Source organism: Actinoplanes sp. GCM10030250 (assembly GCF_042666575.1).
GTDB lineage: Bacteria > Actinomycetota > Actinomycetes > Mycobacteriales > Micromonosporaceae > Actinoplanes.
Map to the genome: position 1 here is coordinate 52,071 of NZ_JBHTDO010000019.1, position 20,313 is coordinate 72,383.

The window sequence follows — 20,313 nt, forward strand, 5'->3', positions numbered from 1 at the left end:
TCAGTCGGGCGGAAATTGCGGTGATGCGTGACCGGACCGCTTCTCGCAATTATTCTGCGGCCCGCGACGCATTTCGTCGTGAGCATGAACGGCACCGGTTGTGGGGTTTGCAGCAGAGGCATGCCGCGAAGCTCCGACGTATTGCGAAGAGCAGGTCGGGGCTGGTGACAGCGCCCGCGTCGCCTGCGGCGTCCGTGGCAACCACGGTGCCTGCGGTGACCGTGGCGCCCGCGGCGGGCAGGGTGCCGGCGGCGGGCAGGGTGCCGGCAGCGGGCAGGGTGCCGGCGGCGGGCACGGTGCCCGCGGCCGCTCCCGATGCGCAGCGGGCGGCCGTCGCGCCGCCGCCTCCCGGGCCGCGGTCAGCGAAAGCGTCATCGCCGCAGGTGAATCCATCCTCGGCGCCGAGCCGACAGCCCCGAACGCTACCGGCGGCTGCCCAGACCTCATCGCCGGCAGCCCAGACCTCACCGGCGGCGGCCCAGACCTCATCGCCGGCAGCCCAGACCTCATCGGCGGCTGCCCAGACCTCATCGCCGGCAGGTCGCGGCACACGCCATACGCCGCGACCGTCGGCACCGCATCGCCGGTACCCCACCAAAATAGCCCGAGAATCCGCAACCTGGCCCCGTGGCAGGGCGGCCGGAGTCGTCCCTGCCACGATCGGCTCGGTCTGGACTTTTCTTGAATTCAGGTGGTCGCTGCAGGGCTTTGGTCGAGGTGATAAAAGGTGTTGTCGGTTATGGGCGGGTCCGCGTGGGTCACCATGCTGTGGTGAGGGTGAACAATTAGACGGAATGAGTGTGCTATTTTCGGTCACGGTTCGGGGCTTGGTAAAAGATTTGCACTATTGCTGGCGTTATACTTGCACTATTGCTGGCGTTATAAAGGCGTCCGAGGCGGCGATCCGACGGCCATGCGCTACTCCACGGCAAAGCTGAAATCAAACGTCGTTGCTCGGGCGTCGTCAGCGGACACAAACTGCTGATTGCCAGTCGCTCGTCGGCGTGGAATGCCCGCGGTCGAGGCGCCCGGCCAGCCAGTGCAGGGATCTGGCGGTGAGCAGCCGGAGCCGGCCGGGCGGGCGGTCCGGTACCACAGGGCTGCACGGCAGGGCCGAGAGCATGAGCCGCGTGTGTGCGCCGTTCACGAGAGGGGTCAGGGCAAGTTCCCGCATCGAATGATCCTTCTTCCGGTGACGCCGACGCCGACGCCGACGCCGACGCCGACGCCGACGCCGACGCGGACACCGATGGCACGCCAACGCCAACACCGATGGCACGCCAGCGCCAACGTCGATGGCAACGCCAACACCACCGTCGATGGCAACGCCAACGCCAACAGCTGACGATCAAAAGGTAGTTGCAGACGCGTGATATTGCAAACGCGGTATACCTGCGAAGGCGGTGTACCCTATCCGCATGGCAACACAGGAGCAAGACGTCGACACGTGCGCGCAGAGTTGGCGCGCGCTAGCTGGGTTGCACGCCCGGATCGAGCAGCGGCTCGAGCGGGCCCTGCAGGCTGCGATCCGGTTGAGCGTCGTTGAATACTCGGTTCTCGAGTTGCTGTCGCGTCAGGAGCGCTGGCACATGCGGATGCAGCAGCTGGCTGAGGCCGTCGTGCTCAGCCAGAGCGCCACGACCCGGCTGGTCGCGCGGATGGAGGAGCAGGGCCTGCTGAGCCGCTACCTGTGTGAGAACGACCGCCGGGGCATCTACACCGAGGTGACCGAGGCGGGCCTGCGGCTGCTGTCAGAGGCCCGCCCCACCCACGACCAGGCGCTGCGTCAGGCAATGCACGACGCCGAGCAACTGCCCGAGTTCGCTGGGCTGGTGCGCGCGCTGCGCACCCAGCCCGCCTAGCGCTCTTACCGGGAGGGCCCGCCTAGCGCTCTTACCGGGAGGACCCGCCTAGCGCTCTTACCGGGAGGAGAGGTATTCCTGGGCCACCGCGCGCAGCCGCCCGTGCACCCCCTCGTAAACCTCCGCCGGGCCTAGGTACCGCTTGGCCACCTTCGCCAGCATCGTGTAGTTCGGGTCGCACACGTTGCCCACCGGTGCCTCGCCGGCCTGGCTGATCAGCTGATACGCGTCCAATACGTCTAGGCCGACCAGCCCGGCCGTCCACGTCACCAGATCGTGCTGGCTCATCCGATAGGCGTCTTCCAGCGGCCGGGCCGAGCCCGCCGACATCAGTGCCTCATCGGTCTCGAAGCGTGGTGTGGGCGTCGCCACGCCCTTGATCACGTCGACGATGACCACAGTGTTCATGGCCGCCTCCACTGCCGTGCCGCAGACCTCGCCCTCGCCCTGGCGGCAGTGCCCGTCCCCGACGGCGAACAACGCACCGGGCACGTTGACGCCGAAGTACACAGTGGTGCCGGCACGTAGTTCCGGGGAATCCATGTTGCCGCCATGGGCGTCCGGGACGATGGTCATGCGGCTTTCCGATGCGGCGGGCGCTACTCCGGCCGTACCGTGCATGGGGTCCAAAGGAAGGTCGATGCTGAAGTCGCCGCGCCGGGCGTGATAGCGCACGACGCCCGCGTCGACGTCGACATCGTAGCGCCAGACGCGTTCGGGGAGCGGGGGGTGCAGCATGGCTGTGGTGTGTGTGCCGGTCAGGGCGCCGAAGTGAGGGAAGGTCGAGGAGACCGCCCAGTCGCGGGCCGGCACGATCTCGGCGAAGTGGACCGCGAGGGTGTCGCCCGGCTCGGCTCCCTCGATGTGCAGCGGGCCGGTGACCGGGTTGAGGTAAGGGAACTCGCACACCTGGGAAGGCAGGTCGTCGACGGTGCGGACGCGGCCGCCGAAGCAGTCCTCGGTGTAGAGCTCGACGATCGTGCCGGGCTTGACGCGGCGCACCGGCTGCCGGCCGCCGAAGGTGTAGGACAATTCGTCCTCGGCGGGACGATAGCGGACCACCTCGGTCACTGCTTGCTCCCTTCGGTGAGTCCGGCCAGCTCAGGGCGGCGGCCGGTGAGGTAGAAAGTGATCAGGACGATGACGCCGATGCCGAGCCAGAGGAAGCCCAGCGTCTGTGCGGCGATGTTCGCGTTGATCACCACGTAGAGCAGGATCAGGAAGCCGACCACCGGCACGACAAGATGCCGGAGCCAGTCGCGGCTGCCGTGGCGCACCACGTAGTGGACCACTACAGCCACATGCAGGGCGAGGAAGGCGGTCATCGCGCCGAAGTTGACCAGGGTGGAGAGCAGTGAAATGCCGTCGTCGCGGGTGGCCATGTAGAGGCCCAGCGCCAGGGAGACGGCGGCTACCAGCAGGGTGGCGTTGGCCGGGACCTTGTGTTTGTCGTTGATCCGGGCCAGGAATCGGGGCATCTGGCGGTCGCGGGCCATCGCGTAGAGCAGGCGGCTGGTGGCGGCCTGCGCTACCAGCGAGTTGGCGAAACCCCAGGCTATCGCGGTGGCCAGTGCGGTCAGGCTGGCCAGCCAGCCGCCGCCGGCAGCGCGGGCCGCGTCGTAGAAGGCGGTTCCGTCGGGGTCACCGTTGGCCAGAAGACCAGGGGCATCGGGTACGAGCAATGCCGCCACCCACGTCTGGACAATGAACAGGACACCGGCCAGCAGCAGCGCCGCCACCATGGCCCGGCCGATCTGGCGCGCCTCCTCACGGCTCTCCTCGGCCAGCATCGAGATGCCGTCGAAGCCGAGGAACGACAGGACCGCGATCGACACCGCGCCGAACACCACCGACCAGGAGAACGTGTCGGCGTTGAAGAGCGGGGCGAACGAGAAGCCCGCGCCCTTGCCGGAGAGCAGTGCGCCGATGCCGACCGCCAGGAAGATCGCCAGCACGATGAGCTCGGCGATCAGCATGATCTTGTTGACCCGGGCGGTCATCTGGATGCCCAGGTAGTTGACGGCCGTGTTGAGCAGCACGAACGCGACCAGCCACAGCCAGACCGGTATGCCGGGCACCAGCGAGTGCATGGCGACGCTGGCGACCAGGTAGAGCAGGCCGGGGACCAGCACGTAGTCGAGCAGGATCACCCAGCCGGCGAGGAAACCGACGGGGGGCGCGATGCCGCGCCCGGCGTAGCTGTAGACCGAGCCGGCCATCGGGAAGGCTTTGACCATCTGGGCGTACGAAAGCGCGGTGAACATCATTGCCACCATGCCGATGACGTACGCCAGCGCGACCATGCCGCCGGACCCGTTGTAGACGCTGCCGAAGATGCCGAACGGTGCGATCGGGACCATGAAGATGAGGCCGTAGATCAGCAGGTCGGTGAAGGTGAGCGAGCGGCTGAGTTCCTGCCGGTAGCCGTACTGCTCGAGGTTTGCGGTGGCCGGTCCCTCCGGTTGCTGAGCCATGCGGTCCTCCTTCTGCGGTGTGCAGGGGGACGCTAATCCAAAAGCTTGAAACAGAAAAGGTTTCTATCGGAAGGATTTTTGGCCCGGTGGCGGGAGGACCTATCCGGTGGTGAGGACCTCGAAGTCCAGACCGTTGGCGCGGGCCACGTAGACCGGCTGCACGGCATGCCGATCACGCAGCACGAACGGGCCGCGCCCGCCGGTCACCCGGGTGCCCTCGGCCACCGCGTCCAGAGCCGGTGCGGCCAGGCAGCCGGCCCGCGCGGCGAGAGCCGCCAGCAGCCGCACCCCGTCGTAGGTACCCTCGCCGTGCCCGTTGAGCACCGGAGCGTCCACGCCGAACCGCGCGGTGTAACGCTGCGCGAAGTCCAGCGCCGCGTCGGTGGAGAGCGCGGCGAAATAGCCCATCGCCGCGTACAGCTCGCCGGAGCCGTCGCCACCCGCGCCCAGCAGGCCGTTCTCCTCCAGCGCCGCGCACACCCGGGCCACCCGCCCGGCGCCCGCCGACTCGGCGAACATCCGGTTGAACGTCACCAGGTCGCTGCCGACGAGCGTCAGCAACACCGCGTCGACCCGGGCCGCGATCACGTCGTCCACCAGGGCCGCCGCGTCCGCGCCACCCAGCGGCACATACCGCTCACCCACCACGTCGGCACCGGCCTGGGTCAGATAGCGGCGGGCCTCCTCGTGCACCCGGCGCGGCCACACGTAGTCGTTGCCCAGCAGCAGCCACCGGCGGGCGTGCCCGGCCAGGAGCCGATCCAGCGCCGGGCGCAACTGACGCTGCGGTGTCTCGCCAAGAGCAAAAACTCCGGGGGTACGGTCACCGCCCTCATAAGGCGGAGTGAAGACGTACGGGACACGGCCACCCAGTACGCGCATCAGCGGCACCCGCACGTCGCTGGCGTGCGTGCCCACCACCGCCGCGAGCGCGTTCGCCCGGACCAGCCCGGCCACCTCCGCCGCCACCGCGCCCGGCGGCCGCCCGCCGTCCACCAGGGTCAGCTCCACCGGCCGGCCCAGGATGCCACCGGCGGCGTTCAGCTCGGCCGCCGCGAGCACGGCGCAGTTCACCGCCGACGGCGCGAGCAGCCCGAGCGGGCCGGACGTCGGCACCACGATGCCGATCCGCACGGCCTCACCCGGAGCGGGCGCGAGCAGCCGGGCCTCCAGCGGATCGGTGACGAGAACGACGTCGTCGGGCATGCGCCGAGTATCTTCGCTGTCAGGCGAATGAAAAAGGGGGCGACGGAGTTGGCCGAAACGGGACTGCGTTCACACCTGTCGTACCTGCTCAGCGAAACCGAGCGCCAGATAAACCGGCAGCTCGCGGCCGGCCTGGCCGCCGAGGGCGTCAGCGTCGAGCAGTGGCGGATCGTGCGGGCCCTCTCCGACGGGCGCGGCCACTCGATGACCGACCTGGCCGAGGCGGTGCTGATGCCGCACCCCACCCTCACCAAGGCCGTCGACCGCCTTGTCGACAGCGCGGTGATCTATCGCCGCCAGGACACGGCCGACCGCCGTCGGGTCGCGGTGTATCTGTCGGACCTGGGCCGTGACCTGGTCGCCCGGCTGGATCGGCGGGCGGCGGAGCATCACTCGGAGGTGGCGGCGGCGTTCGGCGCGGAGCGTACGGAGCGGTTGATGCTGGAGTTGGTGGCGCTGGCTGCGGCTTGCAAGCCTCAGGATTGACGCTGTCCGGCGGTTTCGTCGTCTTTGATGCCTTTGCCACGCTCCGGAAGGCCTCGTCAGGCCTCGTCAGAGTTCGTCAGGTGAGCAGGGCGCGGGCTACGGCGCGGCCGGAGAGCCAGGCGGTTTGGACTCGGGGGCGGCCGAAGGCGTCGCCGCAGAGCCAAACGCGGCCGTCGGCGGCGTACGGGGCGTCGGTGGGTTCGGGCTGGGCGTAGGTCCAGCGGTGCACGTTCACCTCGGGCTCCGAGCGGAGGCTCAGCAGCTCACCGACCGCTGCGGCGAGAATCGGCCCGGCGGTCTCGGGGGAGTCCAGGTGCTGTGCGGCCAGCGCGGCGGTCGAATGGGCGACCAGCACCGGGGCACCGTCGCCCCGGCGGTCGCCGTCGTCGCAGACGGTGGCGAGGACGGGGTGGTCGTTGACGAAGGCGCCGTGCAACTCACCCCACTCCCGAGCGGGGTACGTGAGGACGGCGGCGATCACCGGCTGCCAGCTCTGCGCGTTCGCCGCCGCGGCGATTGCCGGTGGCGGTGACAGGCGCAGGGCCTGCGGACCGGGCATGGCGAGCACGACAGCATCCGCATCCTCGGGCAACGCGTCGAGCCGGGTCGACAGGCGCACGTCCAGACCGTCGGCGAGGTCGGCGGCCAGGGATCGGAGCCCGGCGGGAGCCGCCCACCGTACGGGACCGGTGCTGTCCTCCCCGCCCGGGAAGACCCGCAGGGTGTCGGTCCACAGCCGGGCGAGACCACGGGACTCCCACGACGCGACCTGCGCGCTGAAATCCGGGTCGTCGGCCACCAGATAGGCGGCGCCGATGTCGGCGTACCGGCCGTTGAAGCGTTTGCTCGCCAGCCGGCCACCGACCACCCGGCCCCGCTCGACAACACGCACCCGGGCACCGCCGTCGGTCAACGCCCGCGCACACGACAGCCCGGCGATCCCCGCACCCACCACGACAACGTCCATGATCGAGACCCTACCCAGGCCGCGCGCTCGTGCGGCTGGTCGGCGGTGTTCCGGCTCGCGCTCGGCTCGTCGGGCCTCAGCCCGGCTCGCGCTCGGGTTCGTTGCCTCAGCCCCGCTCGCGCTCGGGGTTCGTTGCCTCAGCCCGGGTGGCGAGAATCCGCGCGGTAAAGCCCTCGGTCAGTCCGATCCGACGGACTGGCCGCCCCATTCCTCGGGGGCGACATCGTCGAGCGTCTCGGAAAACGTCCAGTGGTGACCGGCCAGGTCCGTTGCCTGATATTGCCGTTCCCCGTACTCAAAATCGGTCGGCTCCATAAGAATGCGCGCACCGCGCGCCCGGGCCCGCTCGCAGTGCCCCCGCACATCATCCACCCGCACCATCACCGCGTGCGTGACCTCACCGTCACGCGGCGGGCGACGACTCCCGCCCGCATCGGCGACAATCAGCCCACCGCCACCGAAACGGAGTTGCGCACGGTGATCCTCCCCGATGCGCACCCGCTCCTCGAACCCGAAGGCCGCCGACAGCCACGCAACCGCCTCCCGAACGTCGGGATAGGTCAGGACCGGAATCACCGTCGCCGCCGGCATGGAGCGATTGACCTTCATCTACGACGCCCGGCTCTGACGGCGGCCACAACAGCGCCAACAATCACCAGCACAACGATGAGGCAAATCAGCAGCTGCCACGGTTTAATTGCCGCCATGGCGGGGACCATACCCGGATTGTGGGCGTCTGTCCGCCCCGTGCCGCATCGCTGCGCTGGTAACCCTTTCGCGCCGCGTTTTCGCCACCTCAATCCTCCCGATCAAGGTCGATGCGAATGGTCAACGGGCTTGACGCCATGAGTCTTCCGAGCGCGGCGTCCCACTGGTGGGGCAGGGTGCGCGAACGAGCAGCCGGGTCGTCGTCGGGGAGCACCACTGCCGTACCGGTGCGCCATTTGCGTCCGAGCTTCACCCGTACCACCGGATGGGCTTGCAGGTTGCGGACGAAGTCCGATTGGGTTCCGTGCGCGGCAACCAACCAGAACGTGTCTCCGATACGACCGTTGCCGACAGGTGTGTGCCGGGGGAGCCCGGTGCGCCGGCCGGTGGTCTCCAGCAGAGCGAACGCTCGGGGTGCAATGCCTTTGCGCAGGGCGAAGCGGGTCAGGCGGTTGTTGAGCCGCTCGGCCGTTGTGACAATGCGGTACTTCCGCGAACGCATGTGATCGTCACCAGAGGAGGTGACCCAGGAAGAACCCGATGCCGAATACCACGGTGAGCAGGACAGAAACTCCGATCGCCCAGGACCTTCGCTGCCGGCCCACGGCCTCTGCTGCTGCCCGCTCCCCGGCCAGTTGCACGACCGCCTGAGCCCCCTGCGGCGAGTACAGGGTGATGTTCGCGGCGGCGCACAAAGCCGTCCAAATCGCCGTGTCCTGATCGACCTGGAGATTCTCGCAAAGAACATCAAGAATCTGGTGGCCGTCCCGATCGATCGGGATACTGATCAAACTTTTACTGTGCCGTGGCGCATCGGCGTTGGTCATCAGGTCAGTATCGAAGGAACAGGGGATACCGGGGAAGCTTCGCGCCAGATCCTGACCGGCCACAGGCGGCGATCTGCGGGATGCTCAGCGCGTTCCGCACATCGTGCATCGAAAGCTCGCCATGTGACAGCTTCACATCCCGGTCGGGCCGGCACATCGGCGATGAACCTTTTCAACGCGGCGTTGAGCCCGAGGGCGCCGGGGCGTTTCCCGGCGCCATCCGGGTGTGGCCTCGCCACGTTGAAAGGAGTTCAGTCGTCGCCGTTCCAGGTGCGCAGACCGTGGCGGGTCTGGTGGCGGTCGCGGCGGCGTTCCTCGCGGGCGATGTAGTTCCACTCGCGAGCGCCGTGGCTCTCGCAGCGCCGCACCCAGTAGGCGGAGGTGCCGGCCCAGTGGCAGCCGCCGCGGCGAGTGCGGGGGAGGGCGCGCTCGGCGGTGATCTCGCGGGGCAGGGAGCACGGGCCCCAACGGTGGTCGTGCACAGGCTTGCAGGTCGACCCCGGTGCGTCGACAACCTGCACCCACCAAGGCCGAGTCTTGTCGGTCCTACTCATCAACGGGCACCTTTCGGCTCCGTGCAGCCCCGTAGTGGGGCCGTCACAAGATCGGGTGCACCGCGGTCACCTCCGTGAAACGAACGCCGGTCAGGACGGCCTTCACGATACCGCAAGCCGGCGAGCGCTGAATAACACTTTTTCGGCGTGCATTCCAATTCCGTACCCTCGGTCATTTATTCTTTCCTTCGCTTTAAGTGGCTGTCCCGGGCGCACGGTGACTGCCTACCATTCCGGTGGCCGTGTACCGCAGGTTTGGGGAGTGAGTCGTGCCGTCTTCGATGTTCCGCGAGCGAAACGCCGGGCGACCACGGGGCTCGGTCCTCGCCGCGGCCGGCGTTGCTGTCGTCCTGATCGGCGGGGTGGCCGCATGCGGGAGTGGGGATGATGCCGTCGCTCGGCAGCGGTTGCACGGCGCGGGCGTGAATCGGCCGTTGTCCCCGCAGTCAAGCGCCCCGGAAACGTCGCAGCCGGGCGCGCCGGGATCTCTGCAGCCGGGCGCCCCGGGATCGCTGCCTCCGGACGCGTCGGGAATGCCACTGTCGTCCGCTGCGAAAGGGGCCGCAGGGGCTTCCGCCAGTGCCTCCGCTGGGGCCGCCCAGCCCATTACCAAGGGCGGCTGGATTCCCGTCGATCGGGCCGCCTGGGCCGCGCAGGTCGCCGATTACCAGGCCACCAAGGCCGATCCGCCCGGCAATGCGGGCAACCTGCCGGAGTTCCGGGCCGACTGCAAGTACAGCCACCGGAAACCGGACGACCCGATCGTGGCCCCAGGCCTGCCGGGCGCCTCGCACATGCATTCGTTCGTCGGTAACAAGGCTGTCGACGCCGGCACGACTGCCGACGACCTGATGAAGTTCACCGCGACCACGTGCAAACCGACGGTGGACCATTCCGCCTACTGGGTGCCGACGCTCTACGAAGCCGCCACCCGAAAGCCGGTCGAGACCACGGGTTTCCGGGTCTACTACCGTTCGCTCCGGACGAATTCGACAGGAATCAAGCCGATGCCGAACGGCCTGCGCATGATCGCCGGCGACGCCAAAAAGAGAAAGCCGACCCCGCGCGGCGCCCAGGGCCAATTCTACTGCGCCTTCTACGGCCCCGGCGACATCGACGGTTACGCACGCAGCCACAACGGCAACTGGCCCATCTGCGGCGATCCGGCGAGCCTGCATTTCATGCTCCAATTCCCGGACTGCTGGGACGGCAAAAACCTGGACAGCCCCAATCACAAAGACCACATCGCATTCGGTACGAACGACGGCTGCCCGACAACTCACCCCGTCCGCATCCCAGCCCTCACCTTCGACATCGCCTACGGCGCGAAAGGCTCAAAAGCCGGCTACTACCTCTCCTCCGACCCGACCGGCAAAAGCGCCTCGTCGATGCACGGCGACGCCTTCCTGATGTGGGACCCCGACGCCATGAACCAGCGCGTCCGAAACTGCATCGCCCAGCGCCGGACCTGCAACAACACCGGCTACGACTCGTTCTCCTTCTAGCACGCCAGCCGGAGATCGTCATCGCAGTTCGTTGCGCGGCAGGGCGGTGGCACGGAGGCACGGGGCCGAGGCGTGGCGCCCGGGGCGTGGCGTCGTGGCGCCGGAGTAGGCGCACACACAACGCGACCGTGTGCGTCTGCCTATGGGCGCAGCCAGATCGCACGCAACGTCAACGTGTGCGCCCATTCGTCCTGAAGCCGCGCCGCGCCGTCCTCGCGCCCGGCGCCCCCGGGCCGGGCCAGGCCGGGCCGGGCCGCGCTGGGCCGGGCCGCGCTGGGCCGCGTCGCGCTGGGCCGCGTCGCGCTGGGCCGCGCCGCACGAGGCCGCGCCGCACGAGGCCGCGCCGCACCAGGCCGCGCTGCGCTGGCCCGGGCTGCGCCGCGCCGGGCTGCGCAGGCCCCGTGTCGCGTCGCGCTGGGCCGCGTCGCGCTGGGCCGCCCCGCGCTGGGCCGCCCCCCGTGCCGGCCCGTGTCGCCTCGCGCTGGCCCGCCCCGTGCCGTGTCGCCTCGCGCTGGCCCGCCCCGTGCCGGCCCGCCCCGCGCTGGGCCGTCCCGGTTCGGCTCGCTGTGGGCGGGTGTGCGGCTGCGCGGACTGATCAGGTGGGTCGGCTGGTGGCGAGGTGTTGGGCGAAGTGCTGCTCGATCGCACGGTGCAGGCGGATCTGGTTTTCGGTGTTGTCGAAGCCGTGGCCCTCGTCGGTGGCGAGGAGGTATTCGACCGGGACGCCGCGTTCTCGGAGTGGGGCGACGATGTTGTCGGATTCGGCTTGGATGACGCGGGCGTCGTTGGCGCCTTGGGCGACCAGCAGGGGCGTGTTGATCCGGTCGATCATGGTGATTGGGGAGCGCGAGCGCATGTCTGCCTCGGCGTCGGGATCGTCGGGATCTCCGACGTAGGCGTACCAGCTGTTCACGTTGTAGGGCCTGGTGAAGGGCGGCAGGGTCCGCAGGAAGTTCGCGAGGTCGGAGACGCCGACGTAGTCGACCGCGGCGGCGAAGTAGTCGGGAGACAGCGCGGTTCCCACGAGTGCGGCGTAGCCACCGTAGGAGCCGCCCATGATGCCGATCCGAGCCGGGTCGGCATAGCCCTGCGCGACTGCCCAGTCGGCGGCGTCGATGAGGTCGGTGTGCATGGCACGGGCGAACTCGCCGATCGCGGCCGTCGTGTGGCGTTTGCCGTAGCCGGTCGAGCCGCGGAAGTTGACCTGTAGGACGGCATAGCCACGGTTCGCCAGGAGCTGGGCCTGTGGGTTGTAGCCCCACGTGTCGTGTTGCCACGGTCCGCCGTGCACGAGGAGGACGAGGGGTAGTCCTTTCTGTGCGACACCGGCCGGGAGGGTGAGGAAGCCGTGCAGTGGCAGGCCGTCGCGGGCGGCGAACGTCACCGGGTCCATCGTTGCCAGGTCGGCCGGGTCCAGGTGGGGGTAGGGCCGGAACAGCACGCGGCTCTCCCGCGTCGAGTGGTCGTAGAGCCAGGTGACGGCGGGATCGCGGTCGTGGATGAAGGTGGCGATCCAGCGTTGTTCGGATCGATCTGAGGAGAGGGTGCCGAGAACGCCGTCGGAGAGCGCTGACAGTTCGGCGTAGACCTTGGCGAAGTTCTGGTCCAGCACCTCGATGCGCGGCTTGTCGTCGACGAAGCGGGCGGCGATGACCTCCCCGGTGCGGCGGCTGGTGAAGACCGTGGGCGGGAGAACCCCGGGTGCCATCGTGCCGAGGATGTCGAGGCTGTGTCCCTCGACCGCGGCGACTACGGTCTCGGCACCGGTCTCGCGGTCGAGACGGAGCAGCCGCAGGTCGTCGGAGTCGGTGTAGGCGCCGATCAGCAGGGCGGCCCCGTCGGGTGTCACCAGTTGCGGCTGCACACCCACGGGGTATGCCGCACCTCCGAGACGGCGCAGCAGTCGCCGCTCGCCGCCGGCGCGGTCGATCGCGGAGAGCTCGAGGGTGCCGTCTGCTGCCAGCCGTGAGGAGAACGCCGGTTCGCCGCCCTGGTCCAGCAGCACGTTCTCTGTCGGGTCGATTTGTTCGAAGTGGAGCGTCGTCTCGCCGGTGGCGACATCGATCCGGAACAGGTCGATCGCGAGAGGCCGCTTGTTCATCGCGACGAGCATGCTTCCGGGGTGGGAGGGCAGCGCGTCGGCTCCGAACACGCGCGATCCGGGCGGCATGGGGGTCAGGTCGACCGCGCCTTGGTCGAGCGCGTCGAGGTCCACCCGGTACAGATGCCAGTCCTCGTTGCCGTCGGTGTCCTGCAGATACAGCAACCAGCGCGAGTCGTCGGGCCAGTAGTAGGTCGTGATGCCACGTCGCGCGTCGTGGGTGACGCAGACCGCGTCCGCGTGCTCCTCGTCGATTCCACGGACCCAGACGTTTCTCCGGCCGTACGCCGGCGCGAGGTAGGCGATCCTCGTCCCGTCCGGTGACATCGAGGGATTCGCGAATGCTGGATCAGCGAAGAACTCCTCAACCGCGATCAGCCGCGGCGCGGGCCCATGGTTCACCGGCAGGTTCATGTGAGCACTCCTGGCTGAATCGATAACGGCGTCATGCATCTTCCCAGGTCAGACGGTTTCAGGCGGAGCAACGTGAGTTCGATGCTGGGGACGGGCCTACCGCTGGTCGTTCTGATCACGTTGTGGACTCCTCTATCGCGGTTCCTCATCCGACCACCTGCCGCAGCCGCCCGTCAGTGCCGCCATGTCACGCCGTCACATGACATGGCGGCACTGTTCGCACATCCGCACGGCCCGGAAACTGCATCCGCGGAGACACGGTCGAGACGAGGACCGGCAGGACCGGTGAGGCCTTGACTGTGTGCCGGGAACATGACGTCACATGGCTCGGACCGCGAAGTGGACGAGCGATGGAGGCTGGATATGAGTCGACGGCGTGGCGCTGCCCTGATCGGGGTGCTCAGCCTGGTCGGTGCACTGATCGCGGTGATGCCGGCGAAAGCGGGGGAACCCGCGGCGGCCGAACTGAAGTGGGCCGCCTGCCCCGCGGAGGTGAACGCGAAGACGGCGCCGCTGACGGCCCAGTGCGCGTCCTTGCCGGTCCCACTGGACTACAGCGACCCCGGCGGCGCCCAGATCTCACTGCTGGTGTCGCGAATCGCGAGCACCAAGCCGGAGAAGAGGCGCGGCATCCTGCTGTTCAATCCGGGCGGGCCGGGCGGATCCGGGCTGGACCAGCCGGGATTCCTGGCCAACAAGGGCCTGCCGGTGAGCGTGATGGACTCGTACGACCTGATCGGCATGGACACCCGCGGCGTCGGGCACTCGACGCCGATGAGCTGCGGCTTGACGGAGGAGATCGGCTATTGGGCCAACGTGCCGCCGTACGCGGCGGACGACGCGGCCGTGACCGCACAGGCGAAGATCGCCGAGAAGGTCGCGGAGCGGTGCGCGGCGCATGACGAACAGGGGCAGCTGCGGCACCTGACGACAGCGAACATGGCCCGCGACCTGGACCGGATCCGCGCCGCCCTCGGCGAGCGGAAGGCCAGCTTCTACGGTGCGTCCTACGGTTCGGCGCTCGGTGCGGCCTACGTGTCGCTGTTCCCGGACACCACCGACCGCATCGTGGTCGACAGCAACCTCGCGGACACCCACCTCGATCGGGACAGCCTGCGCCGGTTCGCGCGCGGCGTCGAGGAGACGTTCCCGGACTTCGCGAGGTGGGCGGCGGCGCGGCACGGCTCCTACGGCCTGGGCCGTACGCCCGCGCAGGTACGCAGGACCTATTTCGCCCTCGCCGAGCGGCTCGACAAGACGCCGGCCCCCGACGGAACCACCGGCGCCATCTTCCGGTTCCTCACCTTCGCCCACCTCTACGGTGACATCCAGTACGGGGCTCTGGCCCGGATCTGGCAGTCGCTGCTGAACCCCGGCGCGACCGCGACGTCATCGGCCTCCGCGGCCACCCCGGCCTCCGCGGCCACCCCGGCCTCCGCGGCCACCCCGGCCTCCGCGGCCACCGCGGCCACCGCGGCCACCGCGGCCACCGCGGCTGCCCCGGTCGACAACGCGCTGACCGTGTTCCTCGCCGTCACCTGCAACGACGTCAACTGGCCCGAGGATCTGGCGACCTACCGGCGGGGTGTCGCCGAGGACCGCAGGCGGTACCCGATGTTCGGCGCGGCGACCGCCAACATCACCCCGTGTGCCTACTGGAAGCACGAGCCGTCCGAACCGCCGGTCAAGGTCGACAGGGAGGGGCCGGCCGGCGTGCTGATGCTGCAGAACCGGCGCGACCCGGTCACCCCGGCGATCAACGCCGAGCTGCTGCGCCGGAAGTTCGGCCAGCGGGCCAAGCTGGTGACCGCCGACGACAGCGGCCACGGTGTCTACGTCCTCGGCGGCAACGCCTGCGCGCTGAACCTGACCACCGCCTATCTGGTCGACGGAACGATGCCGGCCAGGGACGTCACCTGCCGCTCCTGAAAGCTTGACCGCTCCGGAAAACAACGGAAACAACGGAAACAATGGAAAACAACAGAAGGCCGCCGGTGGTACCCAGGTACCACCGGCGGCGCGGAAGTGCCGACCGCGGTACCACGATCTTGGCGCCACGCACTCCTAGCGTTGTGAGCATGATTCAGGTACGCGAAGTAACCAAGCGGTACGGTGCGAAGACGGTCGTCGACCGCCTGTCGTTCACCGCGAAGCCGGGTCAGGTCACCGGCTTCCTCGGGCCGAACGGCGCCGGCAAGTCGACCACCATGCGGATGATCGTCGGCCTCGACGCACCGACCTCGGGTGACGTGCTGGTCAACGGCAAGCCGTACGCGTCGTCGAAGGCACCGCTGCGCGAGATCGGCGTGCTGCTCGACGCCAAGGCGGTGCACCCCGGCCGTACCGCGGTCAGCCACCTTCTCGCGCTGGCCCGCACCCACGGCATCCCGCGTTCCCGCGTCGACGAGGTGCTCAGCCTGGCCGGTCTCTCGGCCGTCGCCAACAAGCGGGTCGGCGCCTTCTCCCTCGGCATGGGTCAGCGGCTCGGCATCGCCGCCGCGCTGCTCGGCGATCCGGCCGTGGTGATGCTCGACGAGCCGGTCAACGGCCTCGACCCCGAGGGTGTCCTCTGGGTGCGCACCCTGCTCGCCGGCCTGGCCGCCGAGGGGCGCACGGTGATGTTGTCGTCGCACCTGATGAGCGAGGTCTCGCTGATCGCCGATCACCTGGTCATCGTCGGCCGGGGCAGGCTGCTCGCCGACACCACCGTTGCCGACCTGGTGACAGCCGAGGGCGTCCGGGTGGTCACCGCCGCCCCCGACGCGCTGCGCGCGCTGATCGGCGGATCGGGCGTCACGGTCACCTCGACCGGCGCCGAGGAGCTGTTCGTCACCGGAACCACCGCCCGGGAGATCGGGCTGGCCGCTGCCACGCGCGGAATCCCGCTGTTCGAACTCACACCGCAGAACGCCTCGCTGGAAGAGGCGTTCATGGACCTGACCCGTGACGCCGTCGAATACGAGGCCGCCCGATGAAGATCACCCCTGGTGGCGTCGTCGCCGCCGAATGGATCAAGTTCTCCTCGCTCCGCTCCACCTGGATCACGACCGGCGTATCCGTCGTCCTCCTGATCGCGTTCGGCATGATCGCTTCGGCGTCCCTCTCGGGCACCGGCATGTCGGCGGTCGACCTGGCCCTGTCCGGCAGCACCCTGGCCTCCCTCGCCGTCGGAGTGCTCGGCGTGCTGCTGGGTGCAAGCGAGTACACCACCGGCATGATCCGGGCGACGCTGGCCGCGGTGCCGCGCCGGTTGCCGGTGCTGTGGTCGAAGAGCCTGGTTGCCGGTCTGGCCGCGTTCATCGTGATGACTGCCGGAGCGTTCGCTGCCTTCGCCCTGGGGTCGGCCGTCCTCAACGACGACGTCGGTGGCCTGAGCCTCGGCGACGACGGTGTGCCGCGGGCCCTGTTCGGCGCCGGCCTCTACCTGGGCCTGGTCGCGGTGCTGGGTGTCGCGCTGGGCATGCTCGTTCGCGCCGCCGCCGGCGCGATCGCGATTCTGGCCGGCGGGCTGCTGATCGTGCCCGGTCTGGCCGTGCTGCTGCCGGACTCGATCTCCGAGGCGATCACCCCCTACCTGCCGAGCAACGCGGGCAGCGCCGTGATGGCGCTGACCCAGGGGGACAGCATGCTGGCGCCGTGGACCGGTCTCGCCGTCTTCGCGGGTTACGTGCTCGTGACGCTCGCGGCCGCGGCGTATCGGCTCAAGAAGACCGACGCGTAAGGAGACAATCGTCTGATGAGCGCGCAGAGCTGGCTGGTGGACCGGCAGGCATGGCTGCGGACGTTCGACCGCCGCCGGCCGTGGGTCACCGACTCCCTCGTGGCCGTCCCGATCGTGCTCTTCGGCCTCCCGGACCTGATCGAGTCGCCGCTGCCGGCCACCATCGCGACTCTGGTCCTGCTACCACCGCTGTACTGGCGGCGGCGACAGCCGTTCCCGGCGTTCCTGGTCACCGCGGCCACCGTACTGGTACAGGGATGGCTGAGCGTCGAGGTCGGCGCCGGGGTGATCCTGCTCGTGATGCTCTTCGCGGTGGTCTCCCGCGGTTCGTGGCGGGCGCTGGCCTTGGCATCCGGCATCACTGTCGCATCGCTGCTCGCCGAGATCTATCTGTTCGAAGAGGTGCTCGAGAACCGTACCCTCACGTTGTTCCTGGCTCTCGGCATGTGGGCGGCCGTGGTCGCGTCCGGCGTCGCGGTGCGCACCCGCCGCGCGTACCTCATCGCTCTTGAGGATCGAGCAGCCCGCCTGGAAATCGAGCGTGACCAGCGCGCCCGCCTCGCCGTCGCCGACGAGCGGGCCCGGGTGGCCCGCGAGATGCACGACATCGTCGGCCATCACGTGTCGGTGATCGTGGGCCTCGCCGACGGTGGAGCCACGCTGGCGAAGTCGCGCGACGAACAGACCGCTGAGCCACTGCTGTTGATCGGGGAGACCGGCCGGCAGGCGCTCGCCGAGCTGCGCCGGGTGCTCGGCGTGCTGCGCGGGGAGGACGCCGATCCGCAGCTGAGCCCGCAGCCCGGCATCGACGATCTCGACCGGCTGCTGCCGAGTGTGCGGGCCGCGGGACTGCCGGTCACCTACTCCACCACGGGTGACCTGCACAAACTCGGCAGAGGCGTGCAGCTCGCGGTCTATCGCATCGTTCAGGAGGCACTCACCAACACCCTCAAACACGCGGGGCGCGGTGCGGTCGCGGACGTCACTCTCGCTGCTTCCGCTGGAGAGGTACGCGTACGCGTCCACGACAACGGCCGTGGCAAACCCGCCGCCCCGAGCCACGGCCTGCTCGGCATGCGCGAACGCGCCGCCATGTACGGCGGGGTGGTGACCGCCGGTCCGGCCGAGAGTGGCTGGCTCATCGACGTCGTACTCAAGGAGCCCGGATGACCACCGTGCTGATCGCCGACGACCAGCCGTTGCAGCGGATGGGCTTCAAGATGCTGCTGGACGGCACCCCCGGCATGGTCGTGGTCGGCGAGGCCTCCACCGGCGCCGAGGCAGTGCGAGCGGTCGAGCAGACCCGGCCCGACGTGGTGCTGATGGACGTACGGATGCCCGGCATGGACGGCATCGAGGCCACCCGCCGCATCACCGCGGCCGGATCACGCACCCACGTCCTGATCCTGACCACTTTCGACCTGGACGAATACGTCTACGCCGGCCTGCGAGCCGGTGCGAGCGGCTTCCTCCTCAAGGACGCCCGCCCCGAGGAGCTGATCGCCGGCATCCTGGCCGTCGCGAGCGGCGACTCGGTGGTGGCGCCCAGCCTGACCCGCAAACTGATGGACGCCTATCTCCAGGACGCGGCGCCGGTCGCCGCCGAGGATCACCGGCTGGCGGCACTGAGCGAGCGGGAGCGCGAGGTCCTCGAGGCGATCGGCCAGGGTGCCACCAACACCGAGATCGCCGAACGCTTCACGCTGACCGAGTCGACGGTGAAGAAGCACGTCGGACGCGTACTGGCCAAGATCGGGGCGAGAGACCGAATCCAAGCAGTGATTTTCGCGTACGACAACGGCCTGGTCCAGCCACGGGCCTGAGCTCTCGGGCGGCCCGTCAGCGTGAAGTCCGAACCGCAGGCAAGAGGAGACGATGTGGCCTGGAGTACGCGCGAACTCGCGGAACTCGCCGGCACGACAGTGAACACCATCAGGCACTATCACCGGCTCGGCCTGCTGGACGAGCCCGAGCGGCGGCACAACGGCTACAAGCAGTACGGAACTCCGGAACTCGTACGTCTGCTGCGTATCCGGCGGCTGGTCGGGCTGGGCGTACCCCTCGCCTGGATCGGCGAAGCCGGCGCGGACGGAAACCTTTCCCCGGAAGCACTGCGGCAGGTGGACGCCAAGCTCGTGGCCGAGATCGAACGCCTGGTCCGGTCCCGCTCCGACATCGCGGCCATCCTGCGCGACGGTGCGGCGGCCGACACACCCGCGGGGTTCGAGTCCGTGGCCTAGCACCTGTCCGCGGCAGACGGTTCGGGCCCGCGGACTTGGAAAAGTGATATCACATTGCTACCCTCAAGACATCGCTACTGTGAGGGAGCCCCACATGACGGAACACCTCGACCTGCCCGCACCGCAGGTGCGCGAGCGCCTCGCCCGCGACGCCTCCGGCTGGCCGGTCCTCTCCCTGTCCCTCCTGGTGCTCCTCGTCGCCGCTGCCGTCTTCATCTTCGGCGTGCAGCAGGGTGACGCCGTCGTCGTCATCAGCATCGTCGGCGTCAGCATCCTGATCGCTCTGGCCGCCCTGATCGCCCTGGCCGGCCTCACTCCCGTCGCGCCCGGCGAGGCCCGCGTCCTTCAGCTGCTCGGGCGCTACACCGGGACCGTGCGCACCGACGGGCTCCGCTGGGTCAACCCGCTCACCGCCAGGCGCAAGGTCTCCACCCGTATCCGCAACCACGAGACCGACGTGCTCAAGGTCAACGACGCCGACGGCAACCCCATCGAGATCGCCGCCGTCGTCGTCTGGCAGGTCGAGGACACCGCCCGTGCCGTCTTCGAGGTGGATGACTTCATCGAGTTCGTCGCCATCCAGACCGAGACCGCGGTGCGGCACATCGCCAACAGCTATTCGTACGACTCCCACGACACCGCCCGGATGTCACTGCGCGACAACGCCGACGAGATCACCGCGCGGCTGTCCGAGGAGATCGGCGTGCGGGTCGCCGCCGCCGGTGTGAAGATCATCGAGTCGAGGCTGACTCGCCTCGCCTACGCACCCGAGATCGCGCACGCCATGCTGCGCCGGCAGCAGGCGAACGCCATCGTCGCGGCCCGCGCCCGGATCGTCGAAGGCGCCGTCGGCATGGTGGAGATGGCCCTGATCCGTCTCGCCGACAACCACGTCGTCGACCTCGACGAGGAGCGTAAGGCCGCGATGGTGAGCAACCTGCTGGTGGTCCTGTGCGGCGACAGGGACGCCCAGCCCGTGGTCAACGCGGGCACCCTTTACTCCTAGGCACATGGCTACCGTACGGAAAAAGCTCCTTCTCCGTCTTGATCCCGCCGTGCATGACGCTCTTGCACGGTGGGCCGGGGACGAGCTTCGCAGCACGAACGCGCAGATCGAGTATCTCCTGCGCAAGGCCCTCACCGACGCGGGCCGCCTGCCCGGCGGAGTCGGCCGGATGCGCGGACCCGGCCGGCCACCCGCAACCCCCGAGCCGGAAGAAGCAACACCCGAGCCGGAAGAAGAATGAC

General features: G+C 69.1%; 21 protein-coding genes. 12 read left to right on the forward strand and 9 right to left on the reverse strand.

Features of this window, described 5'->3' with window-relative positions; translation table 11 throughout:
• The first annotated feature begins 1,177 nt into the window (after window positions 1-1,177).
• Window positions 1,178-1,345, forward strand: a complete 168-nt coding sequence (locus tag ACFQV6_RS23650; protein WP_378029744.1) for a hypothetical protein — start codon at window positions 1,178-1,180, stop codon at window positions 1,343-1,345.
• A 73-nt stretch (window positions 1,346-1,418) separates the two neighbouring features.
• Complete coding sequence (locus ACFQV6_RS23655) at window positions 1,419-1,862, forward strand: MarR family winged helix-turn-helix transcriptional regulator (protein WP_378029745.1); 444 nt, start codon at window positions 1,419-1,421, stop codon at window positions 1,860-1,862.
• A gap of 57 nt (window positions 1,863-1,919) precedes the next feature.
• Here ACFQV6_RS23655 and ACFQV6_RS23660 read toward each other — a convergent pair whose 3' ends face one another.
• The 3 genes from ACFQV6_RS23660 to ACFQV6_RS23670 all read right to left on the reverse strand — a co-directional run bounded on the left by ACFQV6_RS23660 (window position 1,920) and on the right by ACFQV6_RS23670 (window position 5,542).
• Complete coding sequence (locus tag ACFQV6_RS23660) at window positions 1,920-2,933, reverse strand: acetamidase/formamidase family protein (protein ID WP_378029746.1); 1,014 nt, start codon at window positions 2,931-2,933, stop codon at window positions 1,920-1,922.
• Window positions 2,930-4,336, reverse strand: coding sequence for an APC family permease (locus ACFQV6_RS23665; protein ID WP_378029747.1), 1,407 nt, complete (start codon window positions 4,334-4,336; stop codon window positions 2,930-2,932). The genes ACFQV6_RS23660 and ACFQV6_RS23665 overlap by 4 nt, the downstream gene beginning before the upstream one ends.
• A 99-nt stretch (window positions 4,337-4,435) precedes the next feature.
• The gene (locus tag ACFQV6_RS23670; protein ID WP_378029748.1) at window positions 4,436-5,542 is read right to left on the reverse strand and encodes a substrate-binding domain-containing protein; all 1,107 of its coding nucleotides are present in this window, start codon (window positions 5,540-5,542) and stop codon (window positions 4,436-4,438) included.
• Window positions 5,543-5,590: 48 nt separating this feature from the next.
• Between ACFQV6_RS23670 and ACFQV6_RS23675 the strand changes: the two genes are divergently transcribed.
• Window positions 5,591-6,028: a MarR family winged helix-turn-helix transcriptional regulator gene (locus ACFQV6_RS23675; protein WP_378029749.1), complete on the forward strand. Its 438-nt coding sequence runs from the start codon at window positions 5,591-5,593 to the stop codon at window positions 6,026-6,028.
• Window positions 6,029-6,104: 76 nt separating this feature from the next.
• Here the strand turns inward: ACFQV6_RS23675 and ACFQV6_RS23680 are convergent, their stop codons facing one another.
• From ACFQV6_RS23680 to ACFQV6_RS23700, 5 genes are all read right to left on the reverse strand, one after another.
• Window positions 6,105-6,995: an NAD(P)/FAD-dependent oxidoreductase gene (locus tag ACFQV6_RS23680; RefSeq protein WP_378029750.1), complete on the reverse strand. Its 891-nt coding sequence runs from the start codon at window positions 6,993-6,995 to the stop codon at window positions 6,105-6,107.
• A 177-nt stretch (window positions 6,996-7,172) separates the two neighbouring features.
• A complete protein-coding gene (locus ACFQV6_RS23685; protein WP_378029751.1) occupies window positions 7,173-7,604 on the reverse strand; it encodes a VOC family protein in 432 nt (143 codons plus the stop codon).
• A 187-nt stretch (window positions 7,605-7,791) separates the two neighbouring features.
• Window positions 7,792-8,205, reverse strand: coding sequence for a nitroreductase/quinone reductase family protein (locus tag ACFQV6_RS23690; RefSeq protein ID WP_378029752.1), 414 nt, complete (start codon window positions 8,203-8,205; stop codon window positions 7,792-7,794).
• 7 nt (window positions 8,206-8,212) lie between these two features.
• Window positions 8,213-8,530, reverse strand: a complete 318-nt coding sequence (locus ACFQV6_RS23695; RefSeq protein WP_378029753.1) for a hypothetical protein — start codon at window positions 8,528-8,530, stop codon at window positions 8,213-8,215.
• A 251-nt stretch (window positions 8,531-8,781) separates the two neighbouring features.
• A complete protein-coding gene (locus tag ACFQV6_RS23700; RefSeq protein WP_378029754.1) occupies window positions 8,782-9,084 on the reverse strand; it encodes a hypothetical protein in 303 nt (100 codons plus the stop codon).
• Window positions 9,085-9,353: 269 nt separating this feature from the next.
• Here ACFQV6_RS23700 and ACFQV6_RS23705 point away from each other — a divergent pair, with 269 nt between their 5' ends.
• Window positions 9,354-10,589 (forward strand): DUF1996 domain-containing protein, encoded by a 1,236-nt coding sequence (locus tag ACFQV6_RS23705; RefSeq protein ID WP_378029755.1) that lies wholly within the window; start codon window positions 9,354-9,356, stop codon window positions 10,587-10,589.
• Window positions 10,590-11,184: 595 nt separating this feature from the next.
• Here the strand turns inward: ACFQV6_RS23705 and ACFQV6_RS23710 are convergent.
• Complete coding sequence (locus tag ACFQV6_RS23710; protein ID WP_378029756.1) at window positions 11,185-13,104, reverse strand: S9 family peptidase; 1,920 nt, start codon at window positions 13,102-13,104, stop codon at window positions 11,185-11,187.
• Between the two features lie 363 nt (window positions 13,105-13,467).
• On the opposite strand from ACFQV6_RS23710, the gene ACFQV6_RS23715 reads away from it, so the two are divergent.
• The 8 genes from ACFQV6_RS23715 (at window position 13,468) to ACFQV6_RS23750 (ending at window position 20,312) form a co-directional block, all read left to right on the forward strand.
• Entirely contained in the window at window positions 13,468-15,033 is a 1,566-nt protein-coding gene (locus tag ACFQV6_RS23715) for an alpha/beta hydrolase (RefSeq protein ID WP_378029757.1), read from the forward strand.
• Window positions 15,034-15,182: 149 nt separating this feature from the next.
• Entirely contained in the window at window positions 15,183-16,079 is an 897-nt protein-coding gene (locus tag ACFQV6_RS23720; RefSeq protein ID WP_378029758.1) for an ABC transporter ATP-binding protein, read from the forward strand.
• Window positions 16,076-16,825, forward strand: coding sequence for an ABC transporter permease (locus ACFQV6_RS23725; protein ID WP_378029759.1), 750 nt, complete (start codon window positions 16,076-16,078; stop codon window positions 16,823-16,825). The genes ACFQV6_RS23720 and ACFQV6_RS23725 overlap by 4 nt, the downstream gene beginning before the upstream one ends.
• A 15-nt stretch (window positions 16,826-16,840) precedes the next feature.
• The gene (locus ACFQV6_RS23730) at window positions 16,841-17,995 is read left to right on the forward strand and encodes a sensor histidine kinase (protein WP_378029760.1); all 1,155 of its coding nucleotides are present in this window, start codon (window positions 16,841-16,843) and stop codon (window positions 17,993-17,995) included.
• The gene (locus ACFQV6_RS23735) at window positions 17,992-18,648 is read left to right on the forward strand and encodes a response regulator (RefSeq protein ID WP_378029761.1); all 657 of its coding nucleotides are present in this window, start codon (window positions 17,992-17,994) and stop codon (window positions 18,646-18,648) included. The genes ACFQV6_RS23730 and ACFQV6_RS23735 overlap by 4 nt, the downstream gene beginning before the upstream one ends.
• Window positions 18,649-18,702: 54 nt before the next feature.
• Complete coding sequence (locus ACFQV6_RS23740) at window positions 18,703-19,065, forward strand: MerR family transcriptional regulator (protein ID WP_378029762.1); 363 nt, start codon at window positions 18,703-18,705, stop codon at window positions 19,063-19,065.
• Between the two features lie 94 nt (window positions 19,066-19,159).
• Complete coding sequence (locus tag ACFQV6_RS23745) at window positions 19,160-20,071, forward strand: SPFH domain-containing protein (RefSeq protein WP_378029763.1); 912 nt, start codon at window positions 19,160-19,162, stop codon at window positions 20,069-20,071.
• A gap of 49 nt (window positions 20,072-20,120) precedes the next feature.
• Window positions 20,121-20,312, forward strand: coding sequence for a hypothetical protein (locus ACFQV6_RS23750; protein WP_378029764.1), 192 nt, complete (start codon window positions 20,121-20,123; stop codon window positions 20,310-20,312).
• The last annotated feature ends 1 nt before the right edge of the window (window position 20,313 follow it).

Bases quoted from the DNA above. Each gene is read 5' to 3' on its own strand.
- ACFQV6_RS23680 (WP_378029750.1), bottom strand. From the start codon at position 6,995: ATGGACGTTGTCGTGGTGGGTGCGGGGATCGCCGGGCTGTCGTGTGCG.
- ACFQV6_RS23715 (WP_378029757.1), top strand. From the start codon at position 13,468: ATGAGTCGACGGCGTGGCGCTGCCCTGATCGGGGTGCTCAGCCTGGTC.
- ACFQV6_RS23655 (WP_378029745.1), top strand. From the start codon at position 1,419: ATGGCAACACAGGAGCAAGACGTCGACACGTGCGCGCAGAGTTGGCGC.
- ACFQV6_RS23685 (WP_378029751.1), bottom strand. From the start codon at position 7,604: ATGAAGGTCAATCGCTCCATGCCGGCGGCGACGGTGATTCCGGTCCTG.
- ACFQV6_RS23690 (WP_378029752.1), bottom strand. From the start codon at position 8,205: ATGCGTTCGCGGAAGTACCGCATTGTCACAACGGCCGAGCGGCTCAAC.
- ACFQV6_RS23650 (WP_378029744.1), top strand. From the start codon at position 1,178: ATGATCCTTCTTCCGGTGACGCCGACGCCGACGCCGACGCCGACGCCG.
- ACFQV6_RS23665 (WP_378029747.1), bottom strand. From the start codon at position 4,336: ATGGCTCAGCAACCGGAGGGACCGGCCACCGCAAACCTCGAGCAGTAC.
- ACFQV6_RS23730 (WP_378029760.1), top strand. From the start codon at position 16,841: ATGAGCGCGCAGAGCTGGCTGGTGGACCGGCAGGCATGGCTGCGGACG.
- ACFQV6_RS23720 (WP_378029758.1), top strand. From the start codon at position 15,183: ATGATTCAGGTACGCGAAGTAACCAAGCGGTACGGTGCGAAGACGGTC.
- ACFQV6_RS23710 (WP_378029756.1), bottom strand. From the start codon at position 13,104: ATGAACCTGCCGGTGAACCATGGGCCCGCGCCGCGGCTGATCGCGGTT.
- ACFQV6_RS23725 (WP_378029759.1), top strand. From the start codon at position 16,076: ATGAAGATCACCCCTGGTGGCGTCGTCGCCGCCGAATGGATCAAGTTC.
- ACFQV6_RS23695 (WP_378029753.1), bottom strand. From the start codon at position 8,530: ATGACCAACGCCGATGCGCCACGGCACAGTAAAAGTTTGATCAGTATC.
- ACFQV6_RS23670 (WP_378029748.1), bottom strand. From the start codon at position 5,542: ATGCCCGACGACGTCGTTCTCGTCACCGATCCGCTGGAGGCCCGGCTG.
- ACFQV6_RS23700 (WP_378029754.1), bottom strand. From the start codon at position 9,084: ATGAGTAGGACCGACAAGACTCGGCCTTGGTGGGTGCAGGTTGTCGAC.
- ACFQV6_RS23735 (WP_378029761.1), top strand. From the start codon at position 17,992: ATGACCACCGTGCTGATCGCCGACGACCAGCCGTTGCAGCGGATGGGC.
- ACFQV6_RS23745 (WP_378029763.1), top strand. From the start codon at position 19,160: ATGACGGAACACCTCGACCTGCCCGCACCGCAGGTGCGCGAGCGCCTC.